Annotated in this window: 9 protein-coding genes, 1 tRNA gene and 1 pseudogene; 5 read left to right on the top strand and 6 right to left on the bottom strand. The window is 69.2% G+C overall.

What is annotated here, in order from left to right:
* Positions 1–79 precede the first annotated feature (79 nt).
* Both ACLQ3B_RS07280 and ACLQ3B_RS07275 read left to right on the top strand, forming a co-directional pair.
* Positions 80–1,284 (top strand): annotated as a pseudogene (locus tag ACLQ3B_RS07280) (IS110 family transposase).
* A 200-nt stretch (positions 1,285–1,484) separates the two neighbouring features.
* Positions 1,485–1,557, top strand: a tRNA-Arg gene (locus tag ACLQ3B_RS07275).
* A gap of 19 nt (positions 1,558–1,576) precedes the next feature.
* Here the strand turns inward: ACLQ3B_RS07275 and ACLQ3B_RS07270 are convergent.
* From ACLQ3B_RS07270 to ACLQ3B_RS07260, 3 genes are all read right to left on the bottom strand, one after another.
* Positions 1,577–2,893 carry a M23 family metallopeptidase gene (locus ACLQ3B_RS07270; protein WP_425778511.1) on the bottom strand — a complete coding sequence of 439 codons (1,317 nt, stop codon included), beginning with the start codon at positions 2,891–2,893 and terminating at the stop codon, positions 1,577–1,579.
* Between the two features lie 85 nt (positions 2,894–2,978).
* Positions 2,979–3,578, bottom strand: coding sequence for an ATP-dependent Clp protease proteolytic subunit (locus tag ACLQ3B_RS07265; protein ID WP_425778509.1), 600 nt, complete (start codon positions 3,576–3,578; stop codon positions 2,979–2,981).
* A 137-nt stretch (positions 3,579–3,715) separates the two neighbouring features.
* Complete coding sequence (locus ACLQ3B_RS07260) at positions 3,716–4,213, bottom strand: helix-turn-helix domain-containing protein (RefSeq protein WP_425778507.1); 498 nt, start codon at positions 4,211–4,213, stop codon at positions 3,716–3,718.
* A 174-nt stretch (positions 4,214–4,387) separates the two neighbouring features.
* Here ACLQ3B_RS07260 and ACLQ3B_RS07255 point away from each other — a divergent pair, with 174 nt between their 5' ends.
* On the top strand, positions 4,388–5,401 hold the full coding sequence (locus tag ACLQ3B_RS07255; RefSeq protein WP_425778505.1) for a potassium channel family protein: 1,014 nt from the start codon (positions 4,388–4,390) through the stop codon (positions 5,399–5,401).
* A 22-nt stretch (positions 5,402–5,423) separates the two neighbouring features.
* On the opposite strand, the gene ACLQ3B_RS07250 is transcribed toward ACLQ3B_RS07255, so the two are convergent.
* Positions 5,424–5,903 carry a MarR family winged helix-turn-helix transcriptional regulator gene (locus tag ACLQ3B_RS07250; RefSeq protein ID WP_425778503.1) on the bottom strand — a complete coding sequence of 160 codons (480 nt, stop codon included), beginning with the start codon at positions 5,901–5,903 and terminating at the stop codon, positions 5,424–5,426.
* 82 nt (positions 5,904–5,985) lie between these two features.
* On the opposite strand from ACLQ3B_RS07250, the gene ACLQ3B_RS07245 reads away from it, so the two are divergent.
* Together ACLQ3B_RS07245 and ACLQ3B_RS07240 are read left to right on the top strand one after the other, a co-directional pair.
* On the top strand, positions 5,986–6,630 hold the full coding sequence (locus ACLQ3B_RS07245) for an FMN-dependent NADH-azoreductase (RefSeq protein ID WP_425778501.1): 645 nt from the start codon (positions 5,986–5,988) through the stop codon (positions 6,628–6,630).
* Between the two features lie 455 nt (positions 6,631–7,085).
* Positions 7,086–8,843, top strand: coding sequence for a trypsin-like serine protease (locus ACLQ3B_RS07240; RefSeq protein ID WP_425778499.1), 1,758 nt, complete (start codon positions 7,086–7,088; stop codon positions 8,841–8,843).
* 74 nt (positions 8,844–8,917) lie between these two features.
* On the opposite strand, the gene ACLQ3B_RS07235 is transcribed toward ACLQ3B_RS07240, so the two are convergent.
* Both ACLQ3B_RS07235 and ACLQ3B_RS07230 read right to left on the bottom strand, forming a co-directional pair.
* On the bottom strand, positions 8,918–9,952 hold the full coding sequence (locus ACLQ3B_RS07235) for a 2-oxoacid:ferredoxin oxidoreductase subunit beta (RefSeq protein WP_425778497.1): 1,035 nt from the start codon (positions 9,950–9,952) through the stop codon (positions 8,918–8,920).
* Positions 9,945–11,792, bottom strand: coding sequence for a 2-oxoacid:acceptor oxidoreductase subunit alpha (locus ACLQ3B_RS07230; protein ID WP_425778495.1), 1,848 nt, complete (start codon positions 11,790–11,792; stop codon positions 9,945–9,947). Before ACLQ3B_RS07230 ends, ACLQ3B_RS07235 begins: the two co-directional genes overlap by 8 nt.
* Between the last annotated feature and the right edge of the window lie 70 nt (positions 11,793–11,862).

The following is an 11,862-nucleotide window of genomic DNA, read 5'->3' as shown; positions in this document are numbered from 1 at the left end:
TCGCCCTTTCCGAAGTTGTGGCTACTGAACCGCGGCGGGTCCACGCCCCTGACCAGACAACCGAAAAGGGTGGTGCCCGATGGGCAGCCTGTGGGCCGGCGTCGACGTCGGCAAGACCCACCACCACGTGTGCGTTGTCGACGACGACGGCACCGTAGTTCTGTCTGAGAAGATTCCCAACGACCAGCAGGCCATCTCCGGCATCGTCGGCGGCTCGGCAAACGCCGTAAGCCGATCCGCTGGGCAGTCGACCTCCGCGGCGGACCGGCGTCACTGCTGCTGGCGGTCCTGTTCGACCGGGGTGCGGACGTTCGCTACGTCAGCGGCACCGTCACCTCACGGATGGCGGAGGCGTTCCACGGTGAGCGCAAGACCGATGCCCACGACGCCTACGTCATCGCCCAGACCCTGCGCATGCGCGGCGATCTACCGACCCTCACCGTGGCCGACAGGGTGCAGCAGCAGTTGAAGCTGCTCGTCTCTCGCCGCCTCGACCTGGTCGCCGACCGGGTCCGCATCACCGCCCGCATCCAGGACCTCTTGACCATGATCAGCCCGGCCCTGGAGAAGACGCTCAACCTGCGCAGCAAGGGCGCTCTGCGGCTCCTCGCGCAGTGGCAGACCCCCGCCGGACTGCGCCGCGCCGGTGAGGACCGCATCCTGGCCTACCTACGCCGGCACGGCGTTCGGGCAGCCAAGGCCCTCACCGCCAAAGTCCTCACCGCCGCTCGGGCACAGACCGTCGCCGTCGCCGGGGAGGCCACCGCAGGCGGGATCCTGGCGCAGATGGCCACCGACCTGGAAGCGGTCAGCGACCGCATCACCGCCATCGAGGAAACCATCGCAGGTATCGTCGCCGAGCACGAGCTGGGAGAGATCATCACCAGCCTGCCCGGCATCGGCACCACCCTCGCGGCCGAATTCCTCGCCCACGCCGGCACCCTCACCACCTACACCAGCGCTGCGGCGCTCGCCGCCCACGCTGGCCTCGCGCCGATTTCCCGCGACTCCGGCCGCCGTCAGGGCCACCAGATCCGGCCGCACCGCTACCACCGGGGTCTACGTCGGGTGTTCAGCATGTCCAGCTTCACCGCCCTGACGCACTGCCCACGATCCCGCGCCTACTACGACAAGAAGAGAGCCGAAGGAAAGACCCACCGCCAAGCCACCGCAGCCCTGTCCAGACAACGCCTCAACGTCCTTTGGGCCTGCATCCGTGACAAGACCCCCTACCAGCCCAAACAACCAAGATCAGCAGAGGTGGCGCTGTGCGAACTCGCGTAGAGACTCCTCCAGCGGATGCCAACCCGGGTCAACCGATGCCAACGCGGGCCATCACGGCCGACCGCCGGTCGCGAACCGGGGCTCGTGTGCTCGGCGTGTGGTCCTGGGCTGGGAGAACGGCGGTCCGGGCAACGTGGGCGAACGTGGGCCACTCCCTGCCACCCCAGGTAAACCCCCATGTCGTTACACTGGCCACTCGCGCCCCCGTAGCTCAGGGGATAGAGCATCGGTTTCCTAAACCGTGTGTCGCAGGTTCGAATCCTGCCGGGGGCACGTCACAGCGCAGGGCCAGTCAGACGGCGTAGACGAGCTTGACGCCATCCAGCCCCAAGGCGGCGGCCCGGGTACCACGGATCCCGCTGTTCAGGTTGCGCCAACTGTTGTTGCTGGCGGCCTCGTGCACCCACCCGTCGACGACGTTGTAGATGTGCTTCACCCCGTTGACGTTGAGCGCCGCCAGCGAGGTGCCCTGTGCGCCGTAGATGCCGGTCCACAGGTTGGCCCAGCCGGCGTTGCTGGCGGCCTCGTAGATCCGGCCGCCGTTGAGGGTGTAGAGGATCTTCGTGGTGCCCAGGGTGATCGCCGCTACCGCCGAGGCCGGGAGGCCCGTGTTCAGGTTCCGCCAGGCGTTGGCGCTGTGCGCTTCGTGTACGTAACCGCCGACGATGCTGTAGATGTACTTGACGCCGTTCAGCGCGATCACCGAGATCGACGACGAGCTCGCGCCGCCGATGCCGGTGTTGAGGTTGCGCCAACTGTTGTTGCTGGCGGCCTCGTGCACGTACCCGTCGACGACGTTGCAGACCAGCTTCACCCCGTCGAGGTTGATCGCGGCAAGTGCGGTGCCCTGTGCGCCGTGGATGCCGGTCCACAGGTTGGTCCAGCCGGCGTTGCTGGCGGCCTCGTGGATCCGGCCGCCGTTGAGGGTGTAGAGGATCTTCGTGGATCCCAGGGTGATCGCGGTCGTCGCCGTGCCGGTCACCGCGCCCGCGCTGCCGGCGACCGGCAGGGCGCGCCAGCCGGCGTTGCTGGCCGCCTCGAACACCTGACGGGGCTGGTCGGCGGGGTTCTGTTGGATGAAGGCCAGCGGGCTGATCCGGGTGCCGGACGGGTCGATCATGTGCCAGTGCAGGTGCGGGCCCGTCGAGCTGCCCGAGCCCGGTGCGCCGGCCGCGCCGCCGGAGCGGCCCACGATGGTGCCCGCGCCGACGCTGACGCCGTTGCCGAGCACGAACTGCGACAGGTGCAGGTACTGGCTGCGGTACCCGTCCGCGTGCTGGATCGTGACGGTGTGCCCACCCGTGCCGTTGTTCGGGATGTTCTGGATGGTGCCGGCGCCGCAGGCCGGCAACGCCGTGCCGACCCCCATCCCGAAGTCGATGCCGCCGAGTGATCCGCGGCCGAGGTGGCCCTCCCAGGTGTCGGTGATCGGGTAGGCGCTGAACGGGTTGTAGATGGCCGGCGCGGCCTGCGCGGCCTCGGGAACCAGCAGGCCACCGGTGCTGATGGCGCCCGCGCCCAGCACCGCCGCGCGCAACATCGTGCGGCGACTCACGGCGGAGGTGGTCGTGTCGTCGCCGCAGCAGCCGCGTTCGTAACCGTCAGTCATTCCCACTCCTTCTGCGCCCGCCAAGGTATCCACGGAGGCTAATGGGTGGGGGTGGTCCGGCGGTACCGCGGCCACCAGACGTTGATCAGAGCGTTGGCAGCTGTTCGGCTCGGCTGATCACCTCGTCGATGAGGCCGTACTCCCGGGCCTGCTCGGCGGTGAACCAACGGTCCCGGTCCCAGTCCCGCTGGATCTCGTCGAGCGTCCGTCCACTGTGCTCGGCGATCAGCTCCAGCATCGTGCGCTTCACGTGCAGCATGCTCTCCGCCTGGATGGTGATTTCCGAGGCAGTTCCGCCGATCCCGCCGGACGGCTGGTGCATCATGATCCGCGAGTGCGGCAGCGCGTACCGCTTGCCGGCCGCGCCCGCGCAGAGCAGGAACTGCCCCATCGAGCCGGCGAACCCGAGCGCCAACGTCGCCACATCGTTGTGGACGTAGCGCATCGTGTCGTAGACCGCCATCCCCGCGCTCACCGAACCGCCCGGAGAGTTGATGTAGAGGTGGATGTCCCGGTCTGCGTCCTCGGCGGCGAGCAGCAGCATCTGCGCACAGATCTGGTTGGCCGACTCGTCCGTCACCTCGGTGCCCAGGAAGACGATCCGCTCCCGCAGCAGCCGCTCGAACACATGGTCACCGAAGGTTGGCTGCCTGCCCTCCAGCATTCGCACGTCGTACCCGATCATGTGTCGCCGCCTTCCACCGCGCCGGCGGGCGGTGGGACCGCCCGGTGGGACCGGCCCGTCCAGCGTGCGGGCGGCGGCGGTGGCGGGCCCAGTGATTCTGCCGGCGGCAGATCCGCCGACGGCAGAACCCGCGCGGCCTACGCGGCGGTCAGCCGCCGCAGGCCCAGCCGGGTCTCCGTGCCGTCAGCCAGGGCGGCGGTACGCGGGCCGGGGCGCAAGCCACCAGCGGAGGCCGTGCCGTCGAGGCTGAGGGTCGGCTCGCTCGCCACCGGCCCGCGGTGCAGGACGAACCCGCTGACGCGTGGACCCACCAGCAGGGTGGCGTTACCGATCTCGCGCCGAGTCGCGTCGACCCGCTCCAGGTGGGTGAGCGCGGCGCGCGGCACGGCCGGGAGGCGGGGCTCGACCCGGCGCATGTCGTCGCGGGCCTCGCCGAGCAGGTCGGCGAGGCTGATGCCGAGCGCCCGGCAGATCGCCGCCAGCACCTCCGACGAGGCTTCCTTGCGGCCCCGCTCGACCTCGGAGAGGTAGGGCACGGAGACGTCGGCCGACGCGGCCACCTCGCGCAGCGTGCGGCCCTGACGCTGGCGGTGCCGGCGCAGCACCCCGCCGATCACTCGTCGTAGTAACGACATGCGGGCCTCACTCTCGCGGTCGTCGGGAACACCCCCATCATGCCCGCTGCCGGCTGACCGTGCGGGCCCGCACCGCCGCCCGGCGCAGGCCCGACACGTCACCCGGCCGTGCCGTCGACGGTGTACCCGCTATGTTGTGGGCGTGCAGGCGACGGCGGGGGAGCAGGTTCGACAGTGATCCATTTTCCCGCGCAGCGACGGGGCCCGCTGAGCGCGCTGAGCCTTCGGCTCGCCGCCGCCCTGGGCCTGGTCTTCGCCGTGGTCGCCGCGGTCTACCTGGGTCGGGCCGGCTACCGCGATGTCAACGAGGACGGCCTCACCCTGCTCGACTGCTTCTACTACGCGGTCGTGTCGCTCTCGACCACCGGTTACGGCGACATCACCCCGGCCGCGCCGTCGGCCCGGCTGGTCAACGTCCTCTTCATCACCCCGGCCCGAGTGATCTTCCTGATCATCCTGGTCGGCACCACCCTGGAAGTTCTGACCGAGCAGTACCGGACCGGCCGTCGCCTGTCGCGGTGGAGGAGAGCCGTGAAGGACCACGTCATCATCTGCGGCTACGGCACCAAGGGGCGCAGCGCTGTCTCCGCTCTGATGGAGAACGGTCTGGACCGCTCGCGGATCGTGGTGGTGGAGCGCAGCGCCGCCGCCCTGCGGCAGGCCACCTCCGCCGGGCTGGTGGCGATCGAGGGTTCGGCGACCCGCTCGTCGGTGCTGAACGAGGCGCACGTCAAGAACGCCAAGGCGGTGATCATCGCGACCGACAGTGACGACGCGTCGGTGCTGGTCGCGCTGACGGTACGGCAGCTCACCGCCGGGCAGGTCCGCATCATCGCGGCGGCACGGGAGGCGGAGAACGCCCCGCTGCTCAAGCAGAGTGGCGCGCACCACGTGATCGTCTCCTCGGCCACGGCGGGCCGGCTGCTCGGCCTGTCCACCTCGGCGCCGCCGCTGATCGACGTGGTGGAAGATCTGCTCACTCCCGGTCAGGGCATGGCGCTGGCGATGCGTTCCGCGGAGCGGGACGAGGTGGGCCGTTCGCCGCGCGAGCTGGACTCGTTGGTGATCGCCCTGGTGCGCCGGGGCAAGGTGGTCACCCTGGCCGACCGGGCCGGCGCGGTGATCGAGACCGGCGACATGCTGGTGCACGTACGCGACGACCGCCCCCAGTCGGCGACGACCGCCTGATCTGTGGCGCTGGGGCGCGGCGTCAGCAGGTGTCGTCGGCGACGTGGAGCGCCTCGGTGCAGTTGATCGCCATGCCGGTCGAGGCCCGGCTGAGCAGCTTGTAGAGGGTTTCCCGCTCGGCGGGATCCAGTGCGCCCAGCACCTCGTCCTCGGCGGTGGCTAGCGCGCATTCGGCCTCGCTGAGGCGTTTCGCCCCATCTTCGGTGAGCTCGACGACGTGTCGGCGGCGGTCCTCGGGGGAGCGCCGCCGCTCGATCAGCTGCTTGGCTTCCAGGTCGTTGAGCAGCCCGACGATGTTGGTGCTGTCCATTTCCAGGATGGCGGCGAGCGCCTGTTGACCGGTGCCGCCGCCGGCGCGCAGCACGGTGAGCGCGACCAAATGCCGGGGGCGCAGCCCCAGTGGCGCCAGCACCGACTCCGACCGCAGGCGCATCCGCCGGGCCAGATGGTCCAGGAGTGCGCCCGAGCGGTGCTCTGCGGAGTCGAGCGGCTGCGCGGACATGTGACCCAGTCTACCGACCCGATGGAACATCGGCCTGCTATAAATAGTTGGTGCTGCACAGACGATTCCTGAAGGAGGAATGATGCACCTACTGCATATCGACTCGAGCATCCGTGGTGACTGGTCGGTCAGCCGGCGGCTCACCGCCCGCGCGGTCGACGCTTGGCGTGCGGCCCACCCGGACGGCACCGTGGCCTACCGGGACCTGGGCGCCGAACCACTGCCGCACCTGGACGCGGACGGTGGGCTGGCGCGGATGACGCCGCCGGACCAGCACACGCCGGCCCAGCGGGACTCCTGGGAGCTCAGCGCGCGGCTGGTCGACGAGGTGAAGCAGGCCGACGTGGTGCTGCTCGGCCTGCCGCTCTACAACTTCGGCGCGCCCAGCAGCGTCAAGTCCTGGGTCGACCACCTGATCGTTCCCGGGCTGTCGTACGACCCGACGACGCAGGAGGGCCTGCTCGGCGGACGCGAGTTCGTGGTGCTGGCCACCCGGGGCGGCGGCTACGGCGAGGGCACCCCTCGCTACGGCTGGGACCATGCCGAGCCGTGGCTCCCGCACGGCCTGTCGATGACCGGCATGCAGCCGCGCTTCATCAGCGCCGAGCTGACCCTCGCACCGGCGGTGCCGGCGATGGCCGAGCTGATCCCACTGCACGAGGCGAGTCTCGCGGCGGCCGAGAAGGAGATCGACAACCTCTGGCTGCCGGCCGGCGCCGCCCGCTGACCGTCGTCCCCGTCGCACGGGGGATGGCCGGTCCACACCGGACGGCCACCCCCCGGGGCGGGACATCCACTTCTGCACACCCAGCCGGCTGGTGACCGCAACCCGTCCGGATGATTCGCGGCTGCGCTGACCCGATCGGTTCGTCGCAGTCCGGTTGCGGATCATGGAAAAACCTCGTTACCGGGCAGCTTCCCGATCGAACCCTTGCTACGGTGTCCCGGCTTAGAGCTGTCAATGGGTGTCGCTGCCGGTGCAGCGTCGTTGGCGCAGGCACGACGGGGAAATCTTCAAATTCCGGGCGGATCCGCCCTGGTGTGGTTTGTCGTTCACCCGTCGCGTCCCACGCAGGTCATCCCGGGCAGTTCCGAGTGCCTCGTTAATCGAACGACGGGAAGCAATCAGTGGCTGAAGTGGCAACATCCGCAGGAGCCCGACGGCGCTGGTACGCCGGCGTCATGGCGGGCCTCGCCCTCACGGGCGTGGCGGCCGTGGCACCCACGACCAGTGCTCACGCCGCCCCCGCCAACGGCGGCGCGTACGACGTGGCGAGCAGCTCGCGACCGGACCGGTTGAGCAAGCTGCCGAACCTGCACAAGGGGAAGCTCACGCTTCCCAAGCCGGGCGCACAGGGCCGGACCTTCCAGTCCGGCACGGGTGCCTCGCCCAAGGTCTTCCAGGGGACCCTGGCGAGCGCCTCCGAGTTTCCGTACATCGTGGGTATCGTCACCACTTTCCAGGATGGCCCGGACTTCTACTGGTACTGGTGCACCGGCACGATCATCGCCCCCAACAAGGTGCTGACGGCCGCGCACTGCACCGCCGACGGGCCCGGCACCACGCGGGTCATCGCCGGCAACGACCGGCTGGTCGACAGCAACGGCCAGCTCGTCGGTGGCAGCGGGTTCGTCGCCGAGGTTGGTTCGACCTGGACCCACCCGGGCTGGAACATCGCCCAGCAGTACGACGTTCCCGAGGCGCCGATCGTGGACGACGTCTCGGTCCTCACGCTGAAGCAGAACCTGCCCAGCGTGTACAAGCCGGTGTCGTTGAGCGCGCAGGGTGACCAGACTCCGTACGTGGCTGGCACGCAGGCCCAGATCGCGGGCTACGGCGTCACCGCGTCCGACGACGAGAACCCGGACAGCCGGCTGCGCAAGGCGACTGTTCCGATGCGGTCCAACGCGGACTGCAACGTCGGCGGGATCTACCTCTCCGACCGGATGATCTGCGCTGGCGCGGGCACCGACGCCACGCCGAGCAGCGACACCTGCGGCGGTGACTCGGGCGGTCCGCTGCTCGTCAAGGGTGTCCAGGTCGGCATCACCGACTGGGGCTTCGAGCCGTGTGGTTCGTCGCCCGGCTACTACGAGCGGTTGAGCTACTACAACAACTCCATCAAGGCGGACCTGACCCGTCCGCCGCTGGTCAACGCGGACTGGTCCGGGGACGGTCACACCGACCTGCTCGCCCGCGACTCCGCCGGCAACCTGGAGTTGTTCTACGGCAGTGGCTTCGCCAAGGACGGGTACGGCGGCTTCTACCTGAGCCAGCAGATCGGCTCGGGCTGGGGCATCTACAGCCGGGTCTTCCGCGTCTACAACTGGAGCGGCGACAAGAAGCCGTCCATCATGGCGATGAAGCCCAACGGCGACCTGTTCATCTACAACACCGACGGCAAGGGCAACTTCGTCGGCGGTGCGAAGAAGATCGGCACCGGGTGGCAGGGCTTCACCGCGCTCATGGTGACGAACAACTGGCTGGGCAACAACCGGCCGAGCCTCCTGGTGCGCAAGTCCAACGGCGACCTGATCCGCTACACCAGCAACGGTAATGGCGGCTGGGAGAACCCGCTCGGCACCAAGATCGGCAACGGCTGGAACGGCTTCAACCTGTTCCTCACCCCCGGGGCCTGGAAGGGCGACGGGCGTGAGGTGCTGATCGGTCGTACCTCGACCGGCGACCTGAAGATGTACCAGTCCGACAGCAAGGGCGGCTGGACCAACCCGCTCGGCACCAAGATCGGCAGCGGCTGGCAGGGCTTCAAGAACATCATGGTTCCGGGCGACTGGAGCGGCGACAACATGATGGACATGCTCGGCGTCGACGGCAGTGGCCGGATGCGGCTCTACACGACCAACGGCTACGGCCAGTGGATCGACTCGAGCGGCGCGGTCATCGGCACCGGCTGGGGTGCCGCCAACCTGGTCTTCTGATCAGGCTGTCCGCGCGGCAGTAACGGGAAGGGCCCGCAACCGAGTGGTTGCGGGCCCTGTCCCATTTCTGAGCGTCAGATGATCGTCCAGGTGTCGCCGCTGCCCAGCAGGCCGGCGAGCTGCTGCTCGGGGGTCTCGGTGACTTTCGCCTTGGCGGCGGCGAGCTGAGCCTGCACCACGCTGTCGTAGGACGGTCGGTCGACCGAGCGGAACACCCCGATCGGAGTGTTGCGCAGGTCCAGGCCGGGCAGTCGGGACAGCGCGAACGCGTACGCCGGGTCGTTGACCGTCGCGTCGTGCACGACGATCTCCTCCGGTCGGACCGAGCTGGTCTCCCGGACCTCCAGGCCGAAGCCGCCCGGCGGGTGCACCACGCAGAACTGCCCGTCGGCCCCGAAGGTGATCGGCTGGCCGTGCTCCAGGCGGATCAGGTAGTCGTCCCGCGTGGACGGGTCCTTGAGCTGCTCGAACGCCCCATCATTGAAGATGTTGCAGTTCTGGTAGATCTCCACGAACGCCGAACCCTCGTGCTCGGCGGCGGCCCGCAGCACCGACTGCAGGTGCTTGCGGTCCGAGTCGATGGTCCGGCCGACGAAGCTGGCCTCCGCGCCGAGCGCGAGCGAGAGCGGGTTGAACGGCGCGTCCGCCGAGCCGGCCGGAGTCGACTTGGTGATCTTGCCGACCTCGGAGGTCGGAGAATACTGGCCCTTGGTCAGACCGTAGATCCGGTTGTTGAACAGCAGGATCTTGAGGTTGACGTTGCGCCGAAGCGCGTGGATCAGGTGATTGCCCCCGATGGAGAGCGCGTCGCCGTCGCCGGTGACCACCCAGACCGACAGGTCCGGCCGGGACACCGACAGGCCTGTCGCGATCGCCGGGGCCCGGCCGTGGATCGAGTGCATGCCGTACGTGTTCATGTAGTACGGGAAGCGGGACGAGCAGCCGATCCCGGAGACGAAGACGGTGCGTTCCCGGGGGATGTTCAGCTCCGGCATGAACTGCTGGATGGCCGCCAGGATCGCGTAGTCACCGCAGCCGGGGCACCAGCGCACCTCCTGGTCGGACTTGAAGTCCTTCGCGGTGAGCTTGACGGCGACGGGCTCAGACATTCTTCAGCACCTCTTCCAGCGTCGTCTCCAGCTCGACGGCCGTGAACGGCAGGCCGCGGACCTGGTTGTAGCTGATCGCGTCGACCAGGTAGCGGGCCCGGATGACGTGGGCGAGCTGGCCCAGGTTCATCTCCGGGATGACCACCTTGTCGTACGAGCGGAGCACCTCACCGAGGTTGGCCGGCATCGGTGCCAGGTGCCGCAGGTGCGCCTGGGCGATGGAGAGGCCGCGCTGGCGTACACCGCGGCACGCCGCGCCGATCGGCCCGTACGTCGAGCCCCAGCCGAGGACCAGCACCCGAGCGTCGCCGTCCGGGTCTTCCACCTCGATGTCCGGCACTCCGATGGTCTCGATCCGGGCGGCCCGGGTACGCACCATGAAGTCGTGGTTGGCCGGGTCGTAGGAGATGTCCCCGGTCTTGTCGGCCTTCTCCAGACCGCCGATCCGGTGCTCCAGGCCCGCCGTGCCGGGGATCGCCCATGGCCGGGCCAGGGTCTCCGGGTCACGCAGGTAGGGCAGGAAGGTGGTGCCGTCCTCGCCGTTGGGCTTGGTGGCGAACTCGACCCGCAGGTCGGGCAGCGACTCCACGTCGGGCAGCAGCCACGGCTCCGAACCGTTGGCGACGTAGTTGTCGGACAGCAGGATCACCGGGGTGCGGTAGGTCAGCGCGATCCGGGCCGCCTCCAGTGCCGCGAAGAAGCAGTCCGACGGTGAGCGGGGCGCGATCACCGCGACCGGCGCCTCGCCGTGCCGACCGTAGAGCGCCATGTTGAGGTCGGCCTGCTCGGTCTTGGTCGGCATGCCTGTCGACGGGCCGGCGCGCTGCACGTCCACGATCACCAGCGGCAGCTCCAGTGCCACCGCGAGCGAGATCGTCTCGCTCTTGAGCGCCACGCCGGGGCCGCTGGTGGTGGTCACGCCGAGCGACCCACCGTAGGAGGCGCCCAGCGCGGCGCCGACGGCGGCGATCTCGTCCTCGGCCTGCACGGTGATCACGCCGAAGCGCTTGTGCTTGCTCAGCTCGTGGAGGATGTCCGATGCGGGCGTGATCGGGTACGCGCCGAGGAAGACCGGCAGCCCGGAGCGAACCCCGGCGGCGACCAGCCCCAGCGAGAGCGCCGCGTTGCCGGTGATGTTGCGGTACGTGCCCGGCTTCATCTTTGCCGGCTTGACCTCGTAGCGGACCGCGAAGTCCTCGGTGGTCTCGCCGAAGTTCCAGCCGGCCTTGAAGGCGGCGACGTTCGCGGCGACCAGCTCCGGACGGGCCGCGAACTTGCGCTCCAGGAAGCGCAGCGTCGACTCGTAGGGCCGGGAGTACATCCAGGAGAGCAGGCCGAGCGCGAACATGTTCTTCGAGCGCTCGGCGTCCTTCTTGGACACCTGGTGCGAGGCGAGCGCGCCGACCGTCATCGAGGTCAGCGCCACCGGGTGCACGACGTAGCCGGCCAGCGAGTCGTCGTCCAGTGGGCTGGTCTGGTAACCGACCTTGGCGAGGTTGCGCTTGGTGAACTCGTCGGTGTTGACGATGATGTCCGCGCCGCGCGGCAGATCGGCCAGGTTGGCCTTGAGGGCCGCCGGGTTCATCGCCACCAGCACGTTGGGCGCGTCACCCGGCGTGAGGATGTCGTAGTCGGCGAAGTGCACCTGGAAGCTCGACACCCCCGGCAACGTGCCGGCGGGAGCCCGGATCTCGGCGGGAAAGTTGGGCAGCGTGGAGATGTCGTTGCCGAGCTGCGCCGTCTCCGAGGTGAACCGGTCGCCGGTCAGCTGCATGCCGTCGCCGGAGTCACCGGCGAACCGGATGACCACCCGGTCGAGTTGACGGATCTGCTTGGTCACTGTGCCACCTTCGTTCGCGACTGCGGGGCTTCCCCGGCCACGGAACCTCCTTGACGCAACGCTTCACCGC

The sequence above is a fragment of the Micromonospora sp. DT53 genome (assembly GCF_049841535.1).
In the GTDB taxonomy this organism is placed as follows: domain Bacteria; phylum Actinomycetota; class Actinomycetes; order Mycobacteriales; family Micromonosporaceae; genus Micromonospora.
Note: the sequence above shows the minus strand (reverse complement) of the source record. Positions and strands in the feature narration are given on the sequence as shown.

Bases quoted from the DNA above. Each gene is read 5' to 3' on its own strand.
- ACLQ3B_RS07270 (WP_425778511.1), bottom strand. From the start codon at position 2,893: ATGACTGACGGTTACGAACGCGGCTGCTGCGGCGACGACACGACCACC.
- ACLQ3B_RS07265 (WP_425778509.1), bottom strand. From the start codon at position 3,578: ATGATCGGGTACGACGTGCGAATGCTGGAGGGCAGGCAGCCAACCTTC.
- ACLQ3B_RS07260 (WP_425778507.1), bottom strand. From the start codon at position 4,213: ATGTCGTTACTACGACGAGTGATCGGCGGGGTGCTGCGCCGGCACCGC.
- ACLQ3B_RS07250 (WP_425778503.1), bottom strand. From the start codon at position 5,903: ATGTCCGCGCAGCCGCTCGACTCCGCAGAGCACCGCTCGGGCGCACTC.
- ACLQ3B_RS07245 (WP_425778501.1), top strand. From the start codon at position 5,986: ATGCACCTACTGCATATCGACTCGAGCATCCGTGGTGACTGGTCGGTC.
- ACLQ3B_RS07240 (WP_425778499.1), top strand. From the start codon at position 7,086: ATGGCGGGCCTCGCCCTCACGGGCGTGGCGGCCGTGGCACCCACGACC.
- ACLQ3B_RS07235 (WP_425778497.1), bottom strand. From the start codon at position 9,952: ATGTCTGAGCCCGTCGCCGTCAAGCTCACCGCGAAGGACTTCAAGTCC.